Raw genomic sequence first — 24,645 nt, forward strand, 5'->3', positions numbered from 1 at the left:
CATTTGTTTTCTACATTTTGATGTTCCAAAATCGCAGCACGATGTAGTAAACATCGTTCCTTTCTATACTTTCAAACTGCCCGTGCATGCGGGTCATCATTCGTCTGATACTTCGTTCACCAAGTCCATTGCTTTCCGGCGTAACCTTTGTCTCTTTTATCGCATTGCTGACATGGATCTCAAAGATTTCTTGATCGGATAAAAACGTGAGATTGATATCCTTTTTAGGATCTGCGTATTTCCGTAAATTGGACATCACATTATCAAATACTCGGCCAAGCAGTTCGACATTCACATTGATATAGCTGTCAGGCAGCTCTCCTAAAAGATGAACCTTAAAGTTCTCTTGATGCAGGATGGCCACCTGATCTGACAGAAGATCGTAAATCACCTCTTTGACTGCAACGGTCTCAAGCTCAGATTCATGTTCTTTATCCAGCAGAAAATAGGCAAACAGATTGTCAGACAGATTTTTTAATTGCAGTGCTTTCCCGTAGGCACTCGCTATATATTGATCCTTACGGGTATCCGCTCCAGTCTCCTCTTTTTTCGCAAACTCCAGATTCATCATCAGCGACGTCAGCGGTGTCCTCATATCATGGGACATTTCGGTGACCAAGCTGCGGCTCTCTTCTTGCAGCTCATCAATGGCTTGAAGCTTGTCCAAAAAGGCTTTACGCAGATCCTCAATACTTTTGGCAATCATCGCTAATTCATCATGCCCTTTTACCGTCATTTCATAGTCCAGCTCTCCGCCTTCAAGAATATGAATCTCTTGATGAATCGTTTGCAGATAGCGCAGACTTTTGCGAATACCGAGAAGAACAATGAGGAGAAAAATAAGCGTCGCCCCGAGCAGCTCGAGTGTAAAGGCAAGATCGTGGTAGCGAGATGAATAGAAACCGTCCACCATGACGCAGCCTTTACCGTCGCTAAACTGAACCGGATATGAATGATGCTCAGCGTACTGGGTCATCCTTTCTTTTCCGTACGCCGATTCATCGTCAGCGGAATAAATAGAGTCATATTGCAGCACTTGATCCTTGAAGATGGTCAAATTAATGTAATTTTCTTTTTTCACCCACTCGCCAAACGCTTTTCGATCCGTTGAAGACAGCTCATTCTCAGACACATAGCGGCTGAATTTTTGAATGTACTTGGCTGACTCCTGCTCGTAATACTCGTCTGAACTCAAATATCCATCGATCAAATCATTGGTGATCTTTTGCAGCGTCAAAAAGACAATACCACTCACGATTGCAGCCGCCAAAATCAGCAGTGACAGCTTTTTGGCCAGTGTATATTTACGATGTGCCAAATCGGTATCCTCTTCCCCATTCAGTTTTGATATATACAGGACGCGCAGGATCATCTTCAATTTTGGCACGAAGCTTTCGAATATGCACCATCACCGTATTGTTGGAACAATAGAAATAGGGCTGTCCCCACACGCTTTCATAAATATTTTGAGCAGAAAATATTTTGTTTCGCCTGCTCATGAGCAGCTTTAACATCCGATATTCTAGATCAGAAAGCTTAATTTGCTGGCTTTCTTTCCATACTTCATTAAATTCTTCACTTACCCTCAGCTTGCCCCCGACAAGAAACGTATCTTCCTGCTCCCTTTTTTCCTGATAAATGGTATATCTGCGTAATTGTGCAATGACTCTAGCATGAAGCTCATCTTCTGAGAAGGGCTTTGTCATATAATCATCCCCGCCGGCAAGTAATCCTTCAGTTTTATCGAAAGTGCTCGACTTGGCTGTCAGAAATAGAATCGGAACGTTAGATGAGGCTCTTATGTGTTGGCATGTTTCGATGCCTGAGAGCCCCGGCATCATCACATCTAAGATCACCAAATCGAGCGAATCCTCCACAAGCTTCAATGCTTGCTCGCCATTCATCGCTCTTAGCACCTCATATCCTGCACGTGTAAGGGATTCCTGCAGAAGGTCACCAATATCCTGATCATCTTCTACGACTAATATTCGATGGGTCATGTCTCTCACCTCATGTAATGTGATGCTCTTTCTTTTATGTCTTTACTATATATCATCTAGCTATATGAAAAGATACAGCATAAACCTTAACAGTTTATGAATTTGATCATCTGCCATCAATTCGTCACATTCATTTTCAAAAAATTGGATCTTCATAAATTGTTAAGAATTGGGCCGTATATTGATTCATTGTAAGGATCGATGAATTGATCCGCATTACATTTATCATAACAAGAAAAGGAGCATGGATATGAATGCAAACAAAGTAGCACACGGACAACCGATGAGTCTGCGCGAACGGGTTCATTTCTTGGACATTGTACGAGGATTCGCCTTAATGGGGATTATTCTAGTCAATTACTTTTTGATCGTGGATTCAGCCAAGGGATTTGACATGCTGTCAAATGATGTCTTTCACAATGTGGTGAATTGGTTTGCCTCGGGGAAATTCATTACACTGTTTTCCTTTCTATTCGGGGTTGGTTTTATGATTTTTATGGACCGAGCTGCTCAGAAGGTGGACAGCCCGAACAAGCTGTTTGCCCGCAGATTAACCATTCTCTTAGGATTTGGCCTTCTGCATTTGACCTTTGTTTGGATTGGTGACATTTTGGCCTATTATGCAGTCGCTGGCTTTTTATTGCTTTTCTTTTACAAACGCACAGCTAAAACCATCCTATACTGGCTGATTACACTATTTGTGATTCAATTGCTTACACCTTTTTTCACGATGCTGTTCAATACCATGAACACAGCATCATCAGCCAAGCCGGATTTTGCTGATTTCGAGCTGACCAGCCACAACAGTCTGACTTATTTAGCATCAATTAGTGATCGGTGGACAGATATGGTCACAATGGCTTCCAGTTCTTTTTCCACCGTCTATTCTATGTTTTTCATGTTTTTACTTGGTGTGTATTTTGTGAAAATGAAGTTTTTCAAAAACATGGAGGCGAAAAAAGCGATTTGGAATCGCATTTGGATCATTTTTGCTATTGCTTTTCTCATCACCCAAGGCAGTACGATCATAACAGCGGTCAATCCTTTTGAAAATACACTCTGGATGAACATAGCCTCTGCCCTTGAACAAAACGGCGGATTAACAGGCAGTATGTTCTATATGAGTACACTTGCGATGCTGTTTCTTCACGTCCCTCAGCTGCGTGGTGCTTTGATGGTCTTTACCAAAGTTGGACGGATGTCATTGACCTGCTATTTGCTTCACTCCATCATTGGCACAATGCTATTTCTGAAATATGGAGCCGGACTTGCCGATCATCTTCAGCCGGCTGGCACGTTCATGATTGGACTCGGGGTTTATGTCTTCCTCTTGCTCTTTAGTACATTATGGTTAAAGCGGTTTAAATACGGTCCGATGGAGTTTATCTGGCGTCAGCTGACGTATGGGAAGGTTGATGATCAACCGAAAACAAATACCTTTCATGCGGCGAAGTAAAAAAAAGAGGCGAATTGCTATAATTCGCCTCTTTTAATATGTGGAGTTTTTTGTGATTCAGAGACAATTCGTTTACTTTCAATACTGATCAATCACTTCTCGCAATTGATTCAAATAACTTTCTTTCAATTCATCTGGGTATTCAATTTTCACATGTTTCCCAAAAGACATCAAATAGTGTGTCATATACGATAATTCTTCTTGGTTGTACCCACCCACAATATAAGGAATCTGATCAATGATCTCCAATCTCATATTTGGGTAATGATGCTTCAAAAACTTTTCTTTTCCTTGTTCCGTTAATCGACATTTAAATGAGATATCATGATAAGTTTTTTCGTACTCGAGCTGCAGTTCTTTTAATTCATCCTTCGTAAATGTGTCTCTCATTTCTTCTTCAATCATCATGTCCTTCATAAAGTCACATCTATAGATGCCCCACTTTTTATTTTGAACATCATATGCTTGAGAAAACCAAATGCCATTTCGATAAAACAACTCAAGAAATTGCAGCCTGATCCATTTATTTTCATATTGAGTGTACGTCATCTTCACGATTTGATCTTTCATCATTGCCTGTAAAATCAATTCCAAATGATTTTGTTCACTAACTGGTGCGACATTATAGTAATGAATCACATCCAAAGTCTCCGTAATCATTTGCTTTCTCTCATCAGACATTGTGGCAAACAACTTTTGCCGAATTTGTGAGTAGGATTTTTTAAATGGTGTTGCTGACACCAGGTCTAGCGCTTTAAGAGCGAAAAAAATAGCTTGGACTTCTTCAATATTGAAATAAATAGGAACCAATGGAGATTGATTCACCAGTCGATATCCTCCATGTCTTCCATTTTCAACGTAAAAAGCTAAACCCATTGACTCTAGCTCTTCTATATCTCTTAAAGCCGTCCTTTTAGAAATGCCAAATTCGGATTGTAAGTCCTTTAACTGAAAAGAGTGTTTATCGCTTAAAAAAATAAGTTCTTGGTTTAATCGTTCTGATTTTTTCATTTGTTTTCCCTCTTAAAAAGGTGCCTTCTTTTGTCACCTTTATCATTTATACTCAGCTTATCAAAAGAAAAGGAGCATGTACATGCAAACATTAATCATTAACGCGCACCCAGATTTCACTCATCGAGAAAGTTATTCAAACAAACTGCAAACACTATTTTTAAAACAATTTAAAGAAAGGTTTCCTCATGAGGAACCAACCATTTTACATTTATATGGAACTGAAATTCCTCGTATCGAAAAAGAACAGCTGCTAGGAATTTGGGATAAGCAAGCATCCAAACAAGCATTAACGGCTGCCGAGGAAAAAATCGCCGCTGCTTCATCTGCTTTATTGGCTCAATTCAAAGCACATCATCGAATTGTGATCGTGTCACCTGTTCATAATTTCAATGTGACTTCACGAAAGATTATATAGATAATATCTTTATTGCGAGAGAAACGTTCAAATATACAGAAAATGGTTCTGTTGGTCTGATGACTGACGATTATCGTGTACTTTTACTTCAAGCAAGCGGCTCAATTTTCACAAATCACGATCGATATACACCTCTGGAATTTTCACATTATTACCTAAAAGAAATATTTCAAAACTTGATGGGGTTTCATCAATTTCATATTGTCCGAGCACAAGGAACAGCGATTTTAGAACAAGATGCGATCTTACAATCTGCATCTGATGATATGACGAAAACCTTAGAGAAGTTTTATGCACCTAATTAATTTCTATTTTTCAAAAACAAAAAGACCTAAAACGTATGTTGTCAACGTTTTGGGTCTTTTTTACAATTTTCCATTTCGACAATATTGTTTGTTATTCACGTTCATACTTTGATTCTGATTCACACAGTGATAACATTGTCCTTCCCACAATGCCATATTCACAACACCCTAAGCTATTGCCTTGCCAACCAGTCATTTGAACATTCTATCAAAAATATTTGTTTTCTATCATATCAAGAGCCAATGTTCTAAACTGACGATCATCAATTCCTTGTCGTGCCTAATACCACAGGTGCTTTTAGCAATATTACATAAAACACACCAATTGATGGATGTTTTAAGGTATAATCAAAAAAGAGCCTAGGCTATTGCACTAGCCCAAGCTCGTTCCACCTCAAAGGAGGTGAAAAATATGAAGCTATCCACTATTATCCTCATCGTGATAGCTTTGGCTCACTTGATTGTGAGTTTAATCACTCTAATCAAGTAAGCTACACTTCATAAAATGGTCCTTAATTGGGCCATTTTTTGTTTGTCCTCCGCCTTCTCTAATTAGAAGACATCATCGGATAAGACTCACTAGTCTCAATATATGTTATTTGTTATTTATTAAAGCAATACTTACGCTTTATTTCACCTCCAGCTTCAAAAAACAAACTGTAAAGGCATCATTTTGTAATTATTTGTTGCGCCTCGAGTATAATCTTTCGTTTAATACCGCCATGCTCCCGCCTTCTCTCCGCCCTTTATCGATGGAAAATGAACAGAAATACAAGAGAAGATGTGTTTTAATTGCAATACTTTTGTTTAATCTATTATGCTGTGTTTTATGGATAATTTTTATTTTAATGCTCTAATTCATTGCAATGGTTTTATTTTAAAAAAGTGTAGTAAGATTCATTTAACATAATTGCAGATTAACGAGTATTATGTTAAATGACGTATATCTGGATTATAACACAAAAACACAAATAACATATATCTATATACATGTAGATGGGTATGTGTAATTTTTTAATTAGTGACAAGTTTAAGGTCGTTAACTCAAGAATTACAAATACATTTCTTCAGCATACGCAACATCACTTTTATTAATGGTCTCGAAAGCACCCTTCCACTCATCAAACAAGCATTCAATGGATATTTTAGCTGTACGCCCATAAATGTCCTTAAATAAGCGTTGACCTTGAAACATGGATTCAAGCATATTTTGTTTTCCTCGCTTGGTTCAAGGTTCATCCATTTCAAGTTCTTCACGTTCGTTTGGTTCGTCAAAGGCGAATGCTACACCAAAGTTCCCAGTGTCATCTTCATGAAGTGCGTCCTTAGTGGATTGAGAGACAAAGAACACAGCATTGTTGTAAGAACACCCAATACGTCTCATTTGAAGCTCTACTTTTTACCCTGTGGTGAAGCTGTAAATATCCATGCTTCATCAATAAATTCCGCTGTTTTTTCTTCTACATTCATTCCAAAAAGCTCGCAAAACTTACCAAGCGCAAACATGACCGCACTTGATTTTAATTGTGACTTCGCGAAATTTTCTATACGTTCCCCAAAGTCTAGTAAATCCATATTTTCAACTACCAAGATAGTAATTCATTCACTAAGAGATAGTGAATGATTAGAACCATCATGAACAAGCAATTTCATGATACTTCCTGTACAATCTTAAATAAATAATCTCCAGCTTTTATGAAATGCAATGCTGCTTCTTCATGCCGCTACAATTTAAAAATGCCATGCAGCCATCCTACTTGATTCCCACGTTTTATATTTATTATGCGTCTTATAACATTTTGAACCGTCAGAAGCTTGTTAGTGTTCTGTAGGTGAGCCCACATCATCATCAATCTAAGAACAACTCCCCAAAAAGAAAAATTGTGCTAACTTGTCATATAAATCTCATTTTTCGTTTTGGGGTGTTTTATAAAATCTTTCAGTTGGTGTGCAACGGCGGGATCACAAGCACTGCGATTTCATTTCAATTACGACATTCTTTATTTATCCCACATTCTCAACTGCTAGTAAAACTATTTTTTATAACCAATGCTGCCGTTTCACTCGGATGGCTAAGAGGAAAATGATGGCCGTATGGAACAATATCAACTTTTCCAAGATGCGATGGAAGATAATAGCCTTTGTCATACTCCCCCCAAATCATATGAAGATTATCCTTTGTTACTTCATTGATTGCCCCTTGATCGTTTTTCAATAGTAAATGATTAAGCTGAACCGTCGTATTTAAAATTCTAGGAGACGTAAAACTGTTTCTGATTTTTTCAATATAATGTTCAGGGATGCTTTCCGTCCTTTCAAACAAACCATTACTTAATAAATAACGCTCTATCATTTTAGGAGTTGCTAATTTTAAAGACCATTTGTTCATCCATTGAGGAACATTTAGCGATTTAGCATTTTTTTTGGAAAGTGGCGGCTGAAGTAAAGTGATTGAATACTTCTTATCTATGTACCCTTTCCCCAGTGCTTCCAGTAGAATAAATGCACCGAATGAATGGCCGATTAGATGTGCACCATGAGCCGCTTTCTCCAATACCTTTTTCACTACATTCAAATAGAGATCTAGAAGATGTTTCTCTCGTTTAAATGGGGAACGCCCCAAACCTGGAAGATCCAAGATCCATACAGGTTGACCCGTTTTTTCATGAAGCTCTTGTGCTAAAGGGAATAAATCCTCTCCATCACTCAATAAACCATGTAATAAAATAAACGGTTTCCCTTCTCCTTGTAATTGGTAAAGGGTGTTGTTATCGCATAATGTTCGCTCAAATGTATGATGACGCTCACCATGTTGATCCATCATGCGATAATCCAGATCAGCTACTACGGCAGGTAAAAAGTTCATGACGCTCGTCTTCTTAAACCAATCTCCTCCCATCATTTTTTTCGTTGAAGCATTTGGAAATGTTCGTTTAGTCATAAAATTGAGTCCATCAGAAGGAATGTTTGTTATTTTACTGACTCCACTTTTCATCATTGTTTTCATAAGCGGCATTGGGACAGAGATTTTTGGTGCCCTCATATTCATACTTTCCGACATCACACTTAATAATTCAGCAATGTTCTGATCATGCTCTTTGTCTTCAACAAGTGTAAATGTTTGAATAGCCGGCTGCTCCATCCTGAAAACCTGCACAATAAACTTCGCAAACATATCGTTTGAAATCAGTGGCAGCCTATATCCTTTACCTCCAGGAATCACTGGCATGAGCCCTCTTCGCATACTCTTTACAAGCAAACCTAATCCTGCTATCTGCTCTGTACTCCCTGTTTTACTACTACCGACCACAGTTGGCGGATTAATGACAGACAGCGGATAACCTATTGCTGATGCCTGTTGACGGATATAAAGATCTGCTAAAAATTTTGTTCTCTCATATGGATTTTTTATTTTCAAATAGTTGTTTCCTTCTTTAAACACATCAATTGTAACCTTGCTATTTTGATCATCAAAGGGACTCATATAACCGACAACATGAATAAATTGATGCAAGCCCTTCGATTGATGAATACTTTTAGCTAATTCACTCATATGTTTGGCGCCATTTAAAAAGACGGAAGCTGCCTCATTACTTGTCGCTTGAATATCCATGGGGCCTCCTGCGTGAATGATCACATCCGTTTTCAATACCCTTTCCTTATCTTCAGCACTTAGACCTAAATCTATTTTCGTCAAATCACCTTCAACAAAGTGCATCACTGACTCTTTTAAAATGCCTCTTTCTTGAAAAATGCGTGTCGCTTTACTTTTCGACCTCACTAAAAGAAGAATGTTCACATCCTCTTTGGCTAATTCTTCGACTAATTGCTTTCCGATAAAGCCTGTTCCACCAATTAAAAATACTGTTTTCATATGAAGGCTCCTTTTTAGTACTACATAGTACTAATTTGATGTAAAAAAAATGCTTCTTTATCGAAGCAAGTTAAATAAATGATCTGCTGTTTTTGTGATGACAGTGGCATCCTTCAATGTTTCTGAAATAAATAACGCTCCTTCAAGATTTGTAATAAAAAGTGATGCCACCTCATCAATCTGAATCGTATCTCTGAATTCCCCGTTCTCTACACCTTGTTTCAGTAATAGAGAAACTTTCTTTTGTAATCCTGTAAAAAATAAACCTATTTTTTCTTTTATTTGCGTGGCCTGTACAGGACTTTGAATATAAAGAGTAATAAATGGACAGCCTCCCTGATACTCTCTCGACTGGACGCCTTGTGATAATTGCTTTAAAAACATTTGGATACGATCTTCAACTGAAAATTGGGTCTGAGACATTACGTCATCAATTGCAGATTGATACATGTCAATCCAATAATCAACGACCCCTTCTAATAATTCTTCCTTATTAGAAAAGTGATAATACACATTCGACTTTGACACTTTGCTTACACGTACCAATTCATCCATACTTGTATAAGCAAACCCTTTTTCCAAAAATAATGTTGCAGCTACTTCAAGTACACGCTTTTGATTCATTAATTTTGCCTTTGTCATAATTAGAACTATACAGTACTAATTTAAATGTTGCAAGTATTTATTTTGAATAAAGTTGATCTGAACCTCGAAGTTGTTGCGGCCTTAAAGGTAAAATCATTTCTCCTTTAAAAGGTTCATAACAAATGTTGTGAGAGAGTATTTCAAAGAAGTTTGTAAAAGACATGCATTGAGACATAGCCATGCTGTAAACATTTTGAATAAGAACTATGTATGGGGAAAGGTTAAGACATTCTAGTATAAAAAACAACCGCAGACACGTATCTCCATGTCACCCAAAAATTGAGGACCAAAGGAAATGTATCTGCGGTATGTTCAATAATTAAATTTTGTGGGCGCTTTGTGGGTGCTTAATATAAATATAACATCTAAACACCTTTAATCCCCGCTATATCAACGGTTAACCGATTGAACCTTCCATTTCAAACTTAATCAAACGGTTCATTTCAACGGCGTATTCCATTGGCAGTTCTTTTGTGAATGGCTCGATGAAGCCCATGACGATCATTTCTGTTGCTTCTTCTTCAGAAATTCCGCGGCTCATCAAGTAGAATAGCTGTTCTTCTGATACTTTTGATACTTTTGCTTCGTGCTCTAATGAAATGTTGTCGTTTAAGATTTCATTGTAAGGGATCGTATCAGACGTTGATTTGTTATCCATGATGAGTGTATCACACTCGATGTTTGAGCGTGCACCTTCTGCTTTGCGTCCGAAGTGAACGATTCCTCGGTATGTGACTTTACCGCCTTGTTTGGAAATCGATTTCGATACGATCGTTGAAGATGTGTTTGGTGCAAGGTGAATCATCTTCGCACCTGCATCTTGGTGCTGACCTTTACCTGCTAGAGCAATACTTAATGTCATACCACGAGCGCCTTCACCTTTTAGGATGACTGCTGGGTATTTCATTGTCAGCTTAGAACCGATGTTTCCATCAATCCATTCCATTGTTGCATTCTCTTCACATACTGTACGTTTTGTCACAAGGTTGAAGACGTTGTTTGCCCAGTTTTGAATCGTTGTATAACGGCAGTAGCCGCCTTTTTTGACGATGATTTCAACAACCGCACTGTGAAGTGAGTTTGTTGTGTAAACTGGAGCTGTACAGCCTTCTACGTAATGCACATGTGCGCCTTCATCAACGATGATCAGTGTACGCTCGAACTGACCCATGTTTTCAGAGTTGATACGGAAGTATGCTTGAAGTGGAGTATCTACTTTTACGCCTTTTGGTACGTAGATAAATGAACCACCAGACCATACAGCCGAGTTAAGCGCAGCAAATTTGTTGTCAGTCGGAGGAATGACTTTTGCCCAGTGCTCACGGAAGATGTCTTCGTTCTCTTTTAATGCGCTGTCTGTATCTTTAAACACAATTCCTAGATCTTCAAGATCCTGCTTCATGTTGTGATACACAACTTCAGATTCATACTGAGCAGATACACCAGCTAAATATTTTTGCTCTGCTTCTGGGATACCAAGCTTATCAAAGGTTTGTTTGATTTCTTCTGGTACTTCATCCCAAGAACGCTCAGAGCGCTCTGATGGCTTTACGTAGTACGTAATTTCATCAAAGTTTAATGCATTTAAATCTCCGCCCCATTGTGGCATCGGCATGTTGTAAAAGTGCTCAAGAGATTTCAAACGGAAGTCGAGCATCCACTGAGGCTCTTCTTTCATACGAGAAATTTCTTCAACGATCTCTTTTGTCAGTCCGCGCTCTGAACGGAAAATGGAAACGTCTTTATCAGAAAAGCCGTATTTATATTCACCAACATCTGGCATTTTTTTAGCCATCCATTTTCACTCCAATCTTATGATTTGCCGTTATCTTCGGCAGATGCGCCTTTTTCAAGCGCCTTCCATGATAATGTTGCACATTTGATGCGGGCAGGGAATTTTGCCACTCCCTGTAGCGCCTCAATGTCACCAAGATCAATGGAATCGTCGTATTCTTTTCCTAGCATCATATCGGAGAAAATCTGAGACATTTTCAAAGCTGTTTCAATATCTTTCCCTTTAATCGCCTGCGTCATCATCGAGGCAGATGCCATCGAAATCGAGCATCCTTCTCCTTCAAATTTCGCATCCGTGACTTTATCGTCTTCGATTTTCATCGTAAGACGAATGCGGTCACCACACGTTGGGTTGTTCATATCGACGACAATGCTGTCGTTTAGCACACCTTTGTTTCTCGGATTTTTATAATGATCCATAATCACTTGTCTGTACAGTGTGTCTAAGTTTACATTAAAAGACATTCGTAAAATACTCCTTTGTCTTACGGAGCGCTGCAATGAGTAGATCAATCTCTTCTTCTGTATTATACAGATAAAAGCTTGCTCTTGCAGTCGCTGATACACCAAGCCATTTCATGAGCGGCTGTGCACAGTGGTGTCCAGCACGAATGGCGACACCTTCCGTATCCAGAACAGTTGATGCATCATGCGGATGGACATCGTCTAAGTTAAACGTCACAAGCCCAGCTCGGTGCTGCGGTCCATAAACAGTCGCACCGTCAAGCTCCTTAAAGCGCTCAAGCGCGTAAGTCGCAAGCTGATGCTCGTAACGGCTGACTTCCTCCATACCAATGTCATTCAAGAAGTCAATTGCTTTTCCTAGTCCAACTGCTCCAGCAATAATCGGTGTTCCCGCTTCAAATTTCCACGGCAGCTCTTTCCATGTAGAATCATATAGATCCACAAAGTCGATCATTTCACCGCCAAACTCAGCAGGCTCCATATTATTCAAAAGGTCCTTCTTCCCGTAAAGCACACCGATGCCAGTCGGTCCACACATTTTATGCCCAGAGAATGCGAAAAAGTCACAATCTAGATCCTGAACATCAATTTGCATGTGCGGAGTGCTTTGCGCACCGTCGACGACAATGATTGCCCCATGATCGTGGGCGATTTTGGCGATTTCTTTAATCGGGTTGATGGTTCCTAATACGTTTGAGACATGTGTGACAGCGACGATTTTCGTTTGATGTGTGATCGTTTGCTTCACATCTTCAAGCGATAGCGTGCCGTCTTCCTGTAACGGAATGTATTTCAATGTGGCGCCAGTTGCTTTTGCTGCTTGCTGCCAAGGGATGATATTCGCATGATGCTCCATATGCGTAATGACAATCTCATCGCCTTCTTTGAGGTTGGCTCTAGCATAGCTGATCGCCACTGTGTTTAGCGCAGTTGTTGTACCTCTAGTAAAAATAATCTCCTGAACAGATGAAGCACGGATGAATGCACGAACTTTCTCTCTCGCACCCTCGTATGCGTCCGTTGCTCTTGTGCCAAGGGTATGAACACCCCTGTGGACGTTCGAGTTGTAAGACCGGTAATACTCATTCATTGCATCAATGACCACTCTTGGTTTTTGAGAAGTCGCTGCACTGTCCAAATACACCAAATCATGTCCGTTCACTTGCTGATGAAGGATTGGAAATTGCTCACGAACGTCTTTGATATTCATTATTTTACTTTCCTTTCAATCACAGAAACAAGCTGCTTTTTAACTCCTTCAATCGGCAGTTCTTTTACAACTGGATTTAAGAAGCCGTAAATCACAAGTCTTTCTGCATCTTCTTTGGAAATCCCGCGGCTCATGAGGTAGTACAATTGAATTGGATCGACACGTCCAACAGAAGCGGCGTGCCCTGCTGTCACATCATCTTCATCAATTAAAAGAATTGGGTTTGCGTCACCGCGTGCTTTCTCACTCAGCATGAGGACACGTGATTCCTGCTCTGCATTTGACTTCGTTGCGCCATGCTCGATTTTGCCAATTCCGTTAAAGATAGAGGATGCTTGATCCTTCATCACACCATGCTTCAAGATATATCCTTCAGAATTTTTACCGAAGTGAATGATGCTTGTTGTGAAGTTTTCTGTTTGGTTTCCTCGGCCGACAACAACTGATTTCGTATCACCGAATGTACCGTCGCCCATCAGTTTTGTGATGTTTTCAGATACGACGTCTCCATCATTCATCAGGCCAAGCGCCCATTCGATTTTACTGTCACGGCCATTTGCCATACCGCGTCTGTTTACATATACTGTGACTCCTTCTGCAAGGTTATCTACAGCACCGTATGTGACGCGGGCGTTAGCGCCTGTGAACACTTCAGAAACGATATTGAAGATCGCTTCTTCCGGTTTTGCTGTACTGATGTAGTTTTCTACATATGTCACAGCACTATGATCGTCTGCTACAACGATGACATGGTTGAACAAAGTCGTTTCGTCATTTTCATGAAGATAAACAGCTTGAATTGGTGCTTCAAGCTCTACGTTTTTCGGTACATAGAGGAAAGCTCCGCCATTCACTAAAGCAGCATGTAAAGCTGTTAGTTTATGCTCATCCACTTTCACTGCATCTGTCATGAAGTATTGTTTCACTAATTCTCCATGCTCGCGGATCGCTGTATGAAGATCAGTGAAGATCACACCTTTGTCTTTTGCTTCAGCTGAAAGAGACAAATAGGCCGGCGTTTGATCACGCTGAATGTAAACTGTCTTATCTGTGTCCTCTAAATCAATCAGAGATTTCACTTCTTCTGGAAGCTCTTCTAATGATCCAAATGGCGCACTTTCGACTGTATGCTGTTTGAATTTCGTTAAATTCCATTTTGAAATATTCGTTTTGTCAGGCTTTGGCATTGGGAGGTCTTCTGCTTTTTCAAGAGCCTGTAAGCGAAGGGAGCTCATCCATGCCGGTTCCTGATGCTTCTCGGAGAAGCTTTTGACATAATCTTGATCTACTGATAATTTCGTTTCTAATGTCATCAATAATCCTCCTAACGCTTACGCTTCTTGACCAACAGTTTCGTCTTCAATTCCTAACTCTTTTTTAATCCAATCATAGCCTTCTGCTTCTAGACGCTGCGCGAGTTCTGGTCCGCCAGATTTCACGATACGACCTTGCATCATGACATGAACGTGATCTGGTGTGATGTAGTTCAGTAGACGCTGATAGTGAGTGATCATTAAGCAGCCGAAGCTTTCGCCGCGCATTTTGTTAATTCCTTTAGAAACAACTTTCAAGGCATCGATATCAAGACCAGAATCGATTTCGTCAAGGATGGCGATCTTTGGTTCAATCATCATTAATTGAAGAATTTCGTTGCGTTTTTTCTCCCCGCCTGAGAAACCTTCGTTTAGGTAGCGCTGTGCCATATCTGGTTCCATTTCAAGGAACTCCATGTTTTCGTCCATTTTGCGGATGAATTTCATAAGAGAGATTTCATCGCCTTCTTCTCTGCGTGCGTTAATTGCAGAACGAAGGAAGTCAGCATTTGTAACACCGCTGATTTCAGATGGGTATTGCATCGCAAGGAAAAGACCAGCTTGAGCGCGCTCATCTACTTCCATTTCAAGGACATCTTCGCCATCAAGCAAGATGCTCCCTTTTGTTACTTCATATTTAGGGTGACCCATAATGGCAGCAGATAAAGTAGATTTACCTGTTCCGTTTGGTCCCATTACTGCATGGAATTCTCCACCTTTTATCTCGAGGTTTACACCCTTTAAGATTTCTTTCCCTTCAATCTCAACGTGCAAGTCCTTAATTGTTAATGTCGAAGCAGTCATATATCGATACCTCCAAAATAATCATTATTCTCAATTTATTCTCATTCTAATTTTATAACAAATTAAAACTGAATACAACACATTCACGATAAGCGTGAGAGGATGCTCTCAAAATTCTAACAAAAAAAGCAGGTAGATAAAAGGATTTATGTCGAAAAGACTGTTTTCATAAAGAAGGGGCGGGAAACTGTTCTCCCCGCCCCTCAGCTATTATTAGCCTCGTATATTCATTTTTGCGAGCTGTCTTTTCTCATCTCGATAGGACTGCTCTCGTTTATATTCCACTTTCATCCTTAAGTCATGGTCTCTTTCGTACTCTGCATAGCTCATGCCATGAGCTTGATGCATGGCCTTTTCCATCTCGGCGGTATAATCCAATCCTAGTGTACTATGGTCCGAACAAATAATAAACCATTCCCTTCCTTGAGTGTAGCTTTATTGTAGCAAACGTATGCGGCTTCACTCAAAAGGGATATGACACCCTATGCTGGCATATTTTCTCACACAAACGGATGAGAAGCGCTCAACTCCCTGATATGGAAAAATACCGTGTTATGCTTCCCTTAATGCGTCTGTCCTCCAAATTCATCAATACATTGCTGAACGACAGTGATTCCTTGGCTTAGTGCTGCCCCGCCGCCAAAAGCTGCCGCCACGCTGACAACCTCCAGCAAATTCTCTTCTGTCGCCCCTTGATCGAGAGCTCCTTTTGTATGATAAATCATGCAGTATTCATCCTGCGCATGAATACTGATGCCAAGGGCAATCATTTGTTTTTCTTTTTGCGTTAATGAATCGCTTTGGAAGCACTGCTCCGTAAATTCATTGAATTTCTTTCCAAACACCGGCATTTTCTTCTGGAATTCACCCATTGCGGTTTTATAATCAGTCAGTGATTGCTGCATGGATCCGCTCATATGCTGTTCATTCATCTTGATTCCATCCCTTCAGGTCATTTGTACGTTTTTATTATGAGCGAGATTTGAAAAAATACACAAAAAACCTCGCTTTGGTAGAAGCGAGGTTGAAATGTTGTTATTCAGATACAGGCAATACTGCACCATCATATTTTTTGTCGATGAATTCTTTGATTTTATCAGAGTGAAGAACTTCCATTAATGTCTTGATCTTATCTGATTTTTCGTCACCTTTGCGAACCGCAACGATGTTTGCATATGGGTTGTTCTTTGTTTGCTCAAGTTCGATTGAATCTTTTTTCGGATTCAATTTATTTTGGATCGCATAGTTTACGTTGATAAATACAGCATCGCCTTCACTGTTTTCATAAGCTTTCGCAGTTAATTCAGGCGCGATTTTTTTGAATTTTAGGTTCTTTGGGTTTTCTTTAATGTTCTTTACTGTTGCGTTAATTGTATCAACCTTCGGATCAAGCTTGATGACACCAGCATTTTGCAGCAGGGCAAGCATACGGCCTTGTTCAGCTACGTTGTTTGTCATGATGATTGTGCCGCCGTTTGGAATATCTTTTACTGATTTGTATTTCTTAGAGTAGATACCGAAAGGCTCAAGGTGAACCGCACCAGCACTCACTAGGTTATAATCTTTGTTTGATTTATTTTCTTCGTTTAAGTAAGGGATATGTTGGAAAAAGTTCGCATCCACTTCTTTTTCAGCTAACGCTTTGTTGTACATTTTATAATCGCTAAGCACTTTCACTTTTAAATCGTAGCCTTTTTCTTTTAGAAGTGGTTTTGCTTCTTCAAGAATTTCGGCATGAGGCGTTTTTGAAGCGGCAACCGTAATGGTTTTGCTTTCACTTGCGTTATTAGATGAACCGCACGCAGCTAAAATACCTGCAAATGCTAGAAATAGTGCACTTAAAATCAATTTCTTCATGAATAAATCCTCCCTTAACGTTTATCAATTTTATTTGTAATCAAATCACCGATTATTTGAATAATAAAGACGATGATGAGAATAAACACAGTAGCTACAAGTGTGACATCTGTATTACCAGATTGGTACCCTTCCACATAGGCGAGGTCTCCAAGTCCGCCTGCTCCAATTGCACCTGCAATCGCAGTAGAGCCAATCAGAGCAATTGCTGTTACGGTAATACCTGAAATAAGGGCTGGCAATGATTCTGGCAGCAATACTTTGAAAATGATTGTCGACGTTTTTGCTCCCATTGATCGTGCTGCTTCAATGACTCCTTTGTCTACCTCACGCAGTGCAATTTCGACAAGACGTGCATAGAATGGAGCTGACCCTATGACAAGGGCAGGGAGTGCTGCATTTGGGCCTAAAATCGTATGCATTAAGAATTTCGTAAACCCTAGTAATAAAATAATTAAAATGATAAAAGGAATCGATCTGAAAATATTGACGACAGCGCCGATGACAGCATTTATCGGTTTATTTTCCCAAAGACCGCCTTTTCCTGTAAGGAAGAGCAGGAGCCCTAAGATAATCCCGATTGCAAAGGCAAATGCCAATGAAATCAGTGTCATATACACCGTTTCACCTGTTGCACTCCAGATGACGTCTAAATCAACGTTCGGAAACCATTTCTCAAACATGTGTCATCACCTCGATTTCAACCTGTTTGCTTTGGATATAGGCGATGGCTTTTTCTACCTCAGTCACTTCTCCATTAATGTGGATAAAGAGTGTTCCAAACGCGCCTTCCTGCGTTTGAGAAATCTTCCCTTGAAGGATGTTCACATCGACCTTGAAGGATCGAATGATTTCAGTGATCAGCGGCTGCTCGGCAGAATCTCCGATAAAGGACAACCGTACGACCTGACCTTCTTTTACTCGTTCTAAGACGTGCTCAATTGTTTCTTTCGCTTCCTCTGGTTCTGCAAGCTGTTGCACAAATCGTTTCGTCATTTCTTCCTTCGGTTGTCTGAAGACGCGTAATACTTCGCCTTCTTCGACAATGCGTCCATTTTCCATGACCGCGACGCGATGACAAATTTTGCGAATGACGTGCATTTCGTGTGTTATCAGCACAATCGTGAGCCCTAGTCGTTTATTGATATCCGCCAAAAGTTCAAGGATCGAATCGGTCGTTTGCGGATCTAGCGCAGATGTCGCTTCGTCACATAGAAGAACCTTTGGATCATTCGCTAATGCTCTCGCAATGCCGACACGCTGTTTTTGCCCGCCGCTCAGCTGAGACGGATATGCATTTTCTTTTCCTTCTAAACCGACCAATTTAATCAGTTCATTCGCACGTTCTCTCCGTTTTGATGTCGGTACACCTGCGATCTCAAGCGGGAACATAATATTTTGTCTCACTGTTCTTGACCAAAGCAAATTAAAGTGCTGGAAGATCATGCTGATTTCTTGTCTTGCTTTCCGAAGTTTCGCATTCGATACTTCATTGATCCGGTTGCCTGCCACTTCAACAATTCCTTCTGTTGGCAGCTCCAGACCGTTTAATAGGCGAATAAGCGAGCTTTTTCCTGCACCGCTATACCCGATAATTCCGAATATTTCACCTTTATCAATATCCAGGTTGACGTCTTTCACGGCATCAACATTTCCGCTTTTTGAATGGTACGTTTTTGATACATTCTGTAAATGAATCACAGTCTGATCACCTGCTTTCTTGCTGAATCTATAGGTTTCCATCACATACGTTATTTATTCTTCTTTCTGTCATGACTCTAGCCTGACGCCAGGTCAGTAAAAAAGACCTAACTGCAACGCAAGCAGAAAGGCCTTTTATGTCAATTACGCCTTTCTCTCATCTTTCAAAGCGCTGCGGCTTTGAGTGAATTGGCACCAATTTCAGCTATGCTGACGGTTGCCGGGTTTCATAGGGCACGTCCCTCCACCTCTCTTAATAAGAGAAAATATGTTGTTTTATGTGATGTTCATGTTTTTACTAACGTAGAATATCATGCTACCCGAGATATGTCAACGCTGTAAATCGCTAATTTCCAAGTAAACAACTACGTTATCATTTTTCGAAAAAAACCGTTCGTCAGCCAAAGCACTGCCTCTAGTCTAAGGAGCGCACGGAATGACCCTTTGACTTTGACTTGTCCCCTGCTGATTAACTGCTGTAAGGACATATCTCCGTCTAATAATTGAAGAATTTCTTTCCTCTCACCATAAAAGATGAGATCCGATAACTCAATTGCAGGTAGTTTCTTCACTTCACCACGTTCATCCACAATCAATGTACAAGAGTCAGTTTCCGCCTCAAATGTAATCTTCAAGGATGATGATGAGAGCAGCGGTTTTAATAATAAACGCTGCCCTGTGTTTCCATGGGCTTTCACATTTTCCACATGTATAACCTCCCTGTCATTTGGTTATACATAACATTTCTCTACAAACATCTTCTTGTCCTTTATAAATAACTCGACAAATTTTCAAATGAATTTCTTGAAATATGACAAAAAACCGCTTTATTTAGCGGTTTCAATCATTTCATGAAGATATGGAACTGAGTGAAAGGCATAGCCTTTTTGCACCAATTTACCTTTTTTAAACAGTAGAAAGCAAGGAACACTCTCGATCTCAAATGCTTTCGCAAAGCCTGGAGAGTAGTTTAAATTGTTTTCGTAAAAAGGTACATCCGGCTGCATGGCGTCTACGACTGCCAGCATTTTCTTTGCCAGCTGGCATGTTCCGCAAAACGGTGTATATAAGTATAAAAGAAATAAATCGTCCTCTATCTCCTTGAATTCGTGTTCTTCAATCTCTTTCATATACGTCCACCCTCATAAATATTTCGAATGAACATCAATGTTTGCAGCTAATAGGATAGATGCAATGTGGGCTGAGGGTGAAGCGGCCACTTCGCGGTACGTTCTGTCGACAAAAAGATGAAGTGCTTCAGGGAATTCTTTTCGAAATTGCTTCCGCAGTTTGTCGCCTGCATCGTCACTGTCAGCTAATATGTAAACGTCTTTCCCCAATAAATCGTCCACAAGCTGATCCAGCTTCGATGTACTGATCGTGCCATTGGTGCAAATGATGGTAACAGGTTCACTTATGACTTCTTTTAGCTTTTGTTTGTCTGTTTTACCTTCTACAATGATGACCTTTTCTATCTCGACATTCATCACGATCACCCGGCCCTTTTGACGTTGATTCACTTCTTCCTTAGATTACAATCTTTCATTCAGGTTGTAAAGATTGAGCGCCTCGTCATCAAAAAGACTGCAGCTTCTGTTCACTGCAGTCTCATCTGTGATTAGCACCAGCCATTTTCATCGTCACAGTCAACATATTTTTCTGTCCCGTCGGTCAATGTATCCGTTAGACGATAAAAACGATTTTGATCATAGGAATATCCCGATTTCAGCTCATATTGGTTTTCACTAATCATCGTGCCAATCTCTTCATTTTGATGATAAAGCACCATGCCGCTTTCTTTGAATCGTCCAGTGACATGCTCTGTTATATCCACCTGTTCTTTTTGAAAAGACAAATTGGACACCCCCCATAAAGGTAGAGTGTCCAATTTCACATGAATTAGTCTTCTTTTGTCATTTCTTCATATTGCTCAGCCGTCATTAAGTTCTCGATTTCAGATGCATCAGCTGGTTCTACAACGATCATCCATGCCTTTTCGTATGGAGAGTCGTTGACGAATTCTGGGCTGTCATCCAGCTCATCGTTCACTTCAACAATTGTGCCATTGATCGGTGCATAAAGTTCAGAAACTGTTTTCACTGATTCTACACTTCCGAAAGGCTCGTCCGCTGTGATTTTGTCTCCTACTTCAGGAAGCTCAACGAACACGATATCGCCCAGCTCGGATTGAGCAAAATGCGTAATACCGATACGCACCTTATCTCCTTCTACTTTGACCCATTCATGTTCTTCTGAATAACGTAAATCTTTTGGTGTGCTCATTCAATACCCCTCCAGTCTTTTCTTACAATCTATATTGAAGATACCACAATCTGAATGAAAGTTACATCATTTCCAGACGCTTTTAAATGTATCTTCATTAAATCCTACCGTGACTCGTTTTCCGTCTGTTGTAATCGGGCGCTTAATCAGCATTCCGTTAGACGCGAGTAATTCTAGCTGCTCGTCCTCTGACATTGCAGGAAGTTGATCTTTCAGCTGCAGCTCCCGGTATTTTTGCCCGCTTGTATTAAAGAATTTCTTCAGCTCTAAACCGCTTTTTTCGTAAAGGGCTTTTAATGTTTCTTTATCAGGCGTCTCTTCAACGATATGTATGCTGTTGATGTCTTTATTGTGTGCTTCCAGCCACTTTTTTGCTTTTCGGCATGTACCGCAAGATGGGTATTCGTAAAAATCTAAAGCCACCATTTTCACCTCCTGCAAATTGTGACAACATTTTATCACAAAATATTTTAAAAACCTAAATGTATGCTTACAAAAAGGTGCGGAGTGATATCCGCACCTTTAACCCGCCCTTATACGATATATTTCTCTGCTTCAAAGATTCGTTTTGCCACTTCGCGCTTTTTGGCGATGACATTGATCGGCGTAAATCTTGTCAGCTTGCGAAGGGCTGACAGGCTCATGCGGAGTGAATCTCCTTCCTCCATCGCAATCAAGGATTCTTTTGCATGGGCTTCAATCTTTAAGAAAGCTTCCTGCGTGAAAATTTGAGTGTAAACAAGCTTTTGAGCATTCTTTTCTGCCCCTGTTGCAGCGATTGCCTTTTCTGTACGCAGAACCGCTGATTCAGCAGCAAAAATTTCATTGACGATATCGGCTATGTTCACAAGAATTTCTTGCTCTTTGTCTAAGGCTTTCCCGTATTTCATTGCTGCCATACCAGCCACCATTAAGGCGATCTTTTTTGCATGGGCGAGCAAATATTTTTCTTGATCGAGCGGCTGATTGCCTGGCTCTTCCGGCATCATCATCATCAGCTCTTCCTGTAAGGTTTGCGCTTTTTGAAGCAGCGGAAGCTCTCCTTTCATCGCTTTCTTCAAGAATGTACCTGGTACAAGTAAACGATTGATTTCGTTTGTCCCTTCAAAAATACGGTTAATTCGTGAGTCGCGATAGGCTCTTTCGACCTCGTATTCTTGCATGAATCCATATCCGCCGTGAATCTGCACGCCTTCATCCACAACATAATCTAACGTTTCAGAGCCAAGCACTTTACAGAGAGAACATTCAATCGCATATTCCGCAATGGATTGAGCAATTTGTTTGCCATCTTTTTGCTCTTCATCACTTAAGAGCCCCATCCGCTGTTCAAATAATCCAACCGTACGGTAAACAGCACTTTCCATCGCATAGAGCTTTGCTGACATATTGGCTGCTTTTTCACCAATTAAGCTGAATTGAGAAATTGGTGTTTTGAACTGCTTACGCTGGTTCGCATATTCTGCCGACAATTGAATGACGCGCTTTGATGCACCGATTGTGCCGACTGCCAGCTTATAGCGCCCAATATTCAAAATGTTAAAGGCAATCACATGACCTCTGCCGGCTTCACCGAGCAAATTCTCCTTCGGTACTTGGGCATCTTCAAGAATTAATGTTCTTGTCGATGATCCTTTAATGCCCATCTTTTTCTCCTCAGGTCCCGTTTTGACACCTGGAAAATCCTTTTCGACGATAAAAGCAGAGAAGTGTTCACCATCAATCTTCGCATACACAACAAAGACATCGGCAAATGCGGAGTTTGTGATCCACTGCTTTTCTCCATTCAGGACATAATGAGTACCTGCTTCATTCAGAACTGCGGTTGTTTTTGCTCCAAGAGCGTCAGAGCCTGATCCTGGCTCAGTGAGTGCGTACGCCGCAATGGTTTCACCAGAGGCGAGTCCAGGCAGGTACGTTTCCTTTTGCGCTTGATTTCCGAAGAGCACGATCGGCAGAGAACCAATACCGACATGAGCACCATAGGAAAGTGAGAAGCTTCCTGCTCTAGCGAATTTTTCAGTAATGATCGCTGAACTGATTTTATCTAATCCAAGCCCGCCGAATTCTTCAGGCACATCGGCTCCTAAAAGTCCAAGCTCACCAGCCTTTTTGAGAAGCCTGACCGAATGCTCGAACTCATGGTTTTCAATTTGATCAATATGCGGAACAACATCTTGTAAAATATAATCCTCTGTTGTTTTTCCAATCATTTGATGTTCATCAGAGAAATCCTCCGGTGTAAAAATATGCTCATAATTCGTCTCATCAATTAAAAAGCTTCCACCCTTTTTTACATCTTCCAATGCTTTCATCCTGATTTCCCCCTTTAGATCAATTCAAAAATGCCTGCTGCTCCCATGCCCCCGCCGATACACATTGTGACAATGCCAAATTGCTCGTTTCGCCGTTTCATTTCATGAATCAGTGACAGCGTTAGTTTCGTTCCTGTACAGCCGAGCGGATGTCCGAGCGCAATGGCCCCGCCATTGACATTCACCTTTTCCTCATCAATTCCTAAATGGCGAATGACTTGAATTGCCTGAGAAGCAAACGCTTCGTTTAATTCAAACAGACCAATATCCTTCAGCTCAAGTCCAGCGATTTTCAGCGCACGCGGAATGGCTTCAACCGGACCGATTCCCATCACTTCAGGCGGTACACCGCCAACAGCAAATGCTCTGAATTTAGCGAGCGGCTGAAGAGAAAGTGAGGAGGCTTTCTCGCGGTCCATCATCATCACACACGCAGCCCCGTCACTTGTCTGCGAAGAGTTCCCTGCGGTCACTGTGCCTTTTGTCGAAAAGGCTGGACGCAATGTGGAAAGAATCTCCTCCGTTGTGCCTGCTCTCACACCTTCATCCTGTGAGAACGTGAATTGATGCTCTTCTAATTGATATTGCTCTCCTACCCGTCGCTCTGTTACATCAACCGGTACAATTTCATCTGAAAATTTCCCTTCTTGAAGTGCCTTTGCTGCCTTTTGATGACTTCTCACCGCAAAGGCGTCCTGATCTTGACGTGTGACCTGATACTTTTGCGCCACTTGCTCTGCCGTGTGACCCATGCTCATGTAGTATTCAGGCGCTTGCTCTGCCAAGAGAGCATTCGGACGAATGGAATGACCCATCATCGGCACCTGCGACATCGATTCGACTCCTCCGGCTAAAATCGTTTCTGCCTGCCCAAGCATAATTCGTTCACCCGCATAAGCGATAGATTGAAGTCCGGACGAGCAGTAGCGGTTTATGGTGATGGCAGGTACTGTATAAGGAAGTCCCGCTAATGCTCCAATATTTCGGGCCACATTTAACCCCTGCTCTGCTTCTGGCGTTGCACAGCCAATGATCAAATCATCTATCTGTCCGTCGTATTCACCGGCACGCTTTAACGTTTCTTTTACACATAATGCGCCCATATCATCAGGCCGGACATGTTTTAACGATCCTTTTTTCGCCTTCCCTACTGGTGTTCTTGCGCCAGCGACAATGACTGCTTCTCTCATTTTG

At 40.8% G+C, this 24,645-nt stretch carries 24 protein-coding genes, 2 pseudogenes and 1 riboswitch; of the genes and pseudogenes, 2 read left to right on the forward strand and 24 right to left on the reverse strand.

From position 1 onward, the window contains the following. Nucleotides 1–10 precede the first annotated feature (10 nt). Nucleotides 11–1,318 (reverse strand): HAMP domain-containing sensor histidine kinase, encoded by a 1,308-nt coding sequence (locus tag NSQ34_RS14870; RefSeq protein WP_061110045.1) that lies wholly within the window; start codon nucleotides 1,316–1,318, stop codon nucleotides 11–13. Continuing rightward, nucleotides 1,305–2,000 carry a response regulator transcription factor gene (locus tag NSQ34_RS14875; RefSeq protein WP_061110046.1) on the reverse strand — a complete coding sequence of 232 codons (696 nt, stop codon included), beginning with the start codon at nucleotides 1,998–2,000 and terminating at the stop codon, nucleotides 1,305–1,307. The genes NSQ34_RS14870 and NSQ34_RS14875 overlap by 14 nt, the downstream gene beginning before the upstream one ends. Before the next feature lie 250 nt (nucleotides 2,001–2,250). Here NSQ34_RS14875 and NSQ34_RS14880 point away from each other — a divergent pair, with 250 nt between their 5' ends. Next, nucleotides 2,251–3,456 carry a DUF418 domain-containing protein gene (locus NSQ34_RS14880; RefSeq protein WP_061110047.1) on the forward strand — a complete coding sequence of 402 codons (1,206 nt, stop codon included), beginning with the start codon at nucleotides 2,251–2,253 and terminating at the stop codon, nucleotides 3,454–3,456. Between the two features lie 78 nt (nucleotides 3,457–3,534). Here the strand turns inward: NSQ34_RS14880 and NSQ34_RS14885 are convergent, their stop codons facing one another. Then, a complete protein-coding gene (locus NSQ34_RS14885; RefSeq protein ID WP_061110048.1) occupies nucleotides 3,535–4,467 on the reverse strand; it encodes a WYL domain-containing protein in 933 nt (310 codons plus the stop codon). A gap of 82 nt (nucleotides 4,468–4,549) precedes the next feature. On the opposite strand from NSQ34_RS14885, the pseudogene NSQ34_RS14890 reads away from it, so the two are divergent. After that, nucleotides 4,550–5,190: pseudogene (locus tag NSQ34_RS14890) on the forward strand (NAD(P)H-dependent oxidoreductase). 1,051 nt (nucleotides 5,191–6,241) lie between these two features. Here the strand turns inward: NSQ34_RS14890 and NSQ34_RS14895 are convergent. From NSQ34_RS14895 to NSQ34_RS14995, 21 genes and pseudogenes are all read right to left on the reverse strand, one after another. Further along, a pseudogene (locus NSQ34_RS14895) lies at nucleotides 6,242–6,765 on the reverse strand (ATP-binding protein). A gap of 442 nt (nucleotides 6,766–7,207) precedes the next feature. Beyond that, nucleotides 7,208–9,064 (reverse strand): alpha/beta fold hydrolase, encoded by a 1,857-nt coding sequence (locus tag NSQ34_RS14900; protein WP_268456007.1) that lies wholly within the window; start codon nucleotides 9,062–9,064, stop codon nucleotides 7,208–7,210. 57 nt (nucleotides 9,065–9,121) lie between these two features. Beyond that, a complete protein-coding gene (locus NSQ34_RS14905) occupies nucleotides 9,122–9,688 on the reverse strand; it encodes a TetR/AcrR family transcriptional regulator (protein ID WP_176967228.1) in 567 nt (188 codons plus the stop codon). A 418-nt stretch (nucleotides 9,689–10,106) separates the two neighbouring features. Further along, nucleotides 10,107–11,504, reverse strand: coding sequence for a Fe-S cluster assembly protein SufB (gene sufB, locus NSQ34_RS14910; RefSeq protein WP_007500362.1), 1,398 nt, complete (start codon nucleotides 11,502–11,504; stop codon nucleotides 10,107–10,109). 17 nt (nucleotides 11,505–11,521) lie between these two features. After that, nucleotides 11,522–11,968, reverse strand: a complete 447-nt coding sequence (sufU, locus tag NSQ34_RS14915; protein ID WP_041115744.1) for a Fe-S cluster assembly sulfur transfer protein SufU — start codon at nucleotides 11,966–11,968, stop codon at nucleotides 11,522–11,524. Continuing rightward, nucleotides 11,958–13,178 (reverse strand): cysteine desulfurase, encoded by a 1,221-nt coding sequence (locus NSQ34_RS14920; protein ID WP_041107713.1) that lies wholly within the window; start codon nucleotides 13,176–13,178, stop codon nucleotides 11,958–11,960. The genes sufU and NSQ34_RS14920 overlap by 11 nt, the downstream gene beginning before the upstream one ends. Then, complete coding sequence (gene sufD, locus NSQ34_RS14925) at nucleotides 13,178–14,491, reverse strand: Fe-S cluster assembly protein SufD (RefSeq protein WP_176967227.1); 1,314 nt, start codon at nucleotides 14,489–14,491, stop codon at nucleotides 13,178–13,180. Before sufD ends, NSQ34_RS14920 begins: the two co-directional genes overlap by 1 nt. 18 nt (nucleotides 14,492–14,509) lie before the next feature. Then, nucleotides 14,510–15,295, reverse strand: a complete 786-nt coding sequence (gene sufC, locus NSQ34_RS14930) for a Fe-S cluster assembly ATPase SufC (RefSeq protein WP_176967226.1) — start codon at nucleotides 15,293–15,295, stop codon at nucleotides 14,510–14,512. A 213-nt stretch (nucleotides 15,296–15,508) separates the two neighbouring features. Beyond that, nucleotides 15,509–15,643, reverse strand: a complete 135-nt coding sequence (locus tag NSQ34_RS14935; RefSeq protein WP_254965641.1) for a hypothetical protein — start codon at nucleotides 15,641–15,643, stop codon at nucleotides 15,509–15,511. 215 nt (nucleotides 15,644–15,858) lie between these two features. Further along, the gene (locus tag NSQ34_RS14940; protein WP_003212803.1) at nucleotides 15,859–16,227 is read right to left on the reverse strand and encodes a carboxymuconolactone decarboxylase family protein; all 369 of its coding nucleotides are present in this window, start codon (nucleotides 16,225–16,227) and stop codon (nucleotides 15,859–15,861) included. Between the two features lie 103 nt (nucleotides 16,228–16,330). Continuing rightward, nucleotides 16,331–17,152, reverse strand: a complete 822-nt coding sequence (gene metQ, locus NSQ34_RS14945; protein WP_024426003.1) for a methionine ABC transporter substrate-binding lipoprotein MetQ — start codon at nucleotides 17,150–17,152, stop codon at nucleotides 16,331–16,333. A 14-nt stretch (nucleotides 17,153–17,166) separates the two neighbouring features. After that, nucleotides 17,167–17,835, reverse strand: coding sequence for a methionine ABC transporter permease (locus tag NSQ34_RS14950; RefSeq protein ID WP_024423401.1), 669 nt, complete (start codon nucleotides 17,833–17,835; stop codon nucleotides 17,167–17,169). Then, nucleotides 17,828–18,853, reverse strand: coding sequence for a methionine ABC transporter ATP-binding protein (locus NSQ34_RS14955; RefSeq protein WP_061110360.1), 1,026 nt, complete (start codon nucleotides 18,851–18,853; stop codon nucleotides 17,828–17,830). The genes NSQ34_RS14950 and NSQ34_RS14955 overlap by 8 nt, the downstream gene beginning before the upstream one ends. 154 nt (nucleotides 18,854–19,007) lie before the next feature. Beyond that, nucleotides 19,008–19,116: riboswitch (SAM riboswitch) on the reverse strand. A 102-nt stretch (nucleotides 19,117–19,218) separates the two neighbouring features. Further along, on the reverse strand, nucleotides 19,219–19,560 hold the full coding sequence (locus NSQ34_RS14960; RefSeq protein WP_024423403.1) for an SCP2 sterol-binding domain-containing protein: 342 nt from the start codon (nucleotides 19,558–19,560) through the stop codon (nucleotides 19,219–19,221). 120 nt (nucleotides 19,561–19,680) lie between these two features. Then, nucleotides 19,681–19,983: a thioredoxin family protein gene (locus NSQ34_RS14965; protein WP_142945144.1), complete on the reverse strand. Its 303-nt coding sequence runs from the start codon at nucleotides 19,981–19,983 to the stop codon at nucleotides 19,681–19,683. Between the two features lie 12 nt (nucleotides 19,984–19,995). Continuing rightward, nucleotides 19,996–20,340 (reverse strand): toprim domain-containing protein, encoded by a 345-nt coding sequence (locus NSQ34_RS14970; protein WP_034281437.1) that lies wholly within the window; start codon nucleotides 20,338–20,340, stop codon nucleotides 19,996–19,998. 131 nt (nucleotides 20,341–20,471) lie between these two features. Continuing rightward, a complete protein-coding gene (locus NSQ34_RS14975; protein WP_039181284.1) occupies nucleotides 20,472–20,708 on the reverse strand; it encodes a YusG family protein in 237 nt (78 codons plus the stop codon). Nucleotides 20,709–20,752: 44 nt separating this feature from the next. Continuing rightward, a complete protein-coding gene (gene gcvH, locus NSQ34_RS14980; RefSeq protein WP_008347039.1) occupies nucleotides 20,753–21,136 on the reverse strand; it encodes a glycine cleavage system protein GcvH in 384 nt (127 codons plus the stop codon). 66 nt (nucleotides 21,137–21,202) lie between these two features. Continuing rightward, entirely contained in the window at nucleotides 21,203–21,559 is a 357-nt protein-coding gene (locus tag NSQ34_RS14985) for an arsenate reductase family protein (protein WP_024423406.1), read from the reverse strand. Between the two features lie 110 nt (nucleotides 21,560–21,669). Next, nucleotides 21,670–23,451 carry an acyl-CoA dehydrogenase family protein gene (locus tag NSQ34_RS14990; RefSeq protein ID WP_176967225.1) on the reverse strand — a complete coding sequence of 594 codons (1,782 nt, stop codon included), beginning with the start codon at nucleotides 23,449–23,451 and terminating at the stop codon, nucleotides 21,670–21,672. A 14-nt stretch (nucleotides 23,452–23,465) separates the two neighbouring features. Further along, nucleotides 23,466–24,641, reverse strand: a complete 1,176-nt coding sequence (locus NSQ34_RS14995; RefSeq protein ID WP_041088345.1) for an acetyl-CoA C-acetyltransferase — start codon at nucleotides 24,639–24,641, stop codon at nucleotides 23,466–23,468. Nucleotides 24,642–24,645: the final 4 nt, after the last annotated feature.

Origin of the sequence: Bacillus sp. FSL P2-0069 (genome assembly GCF_038593315.1) — a bacterium.
Classification (GTDB): domain Bacteria; phylum Bacillota; class Bacilli; order Bacillales; family Bacillaceae; genus Bacillus; species Bacillus safensis.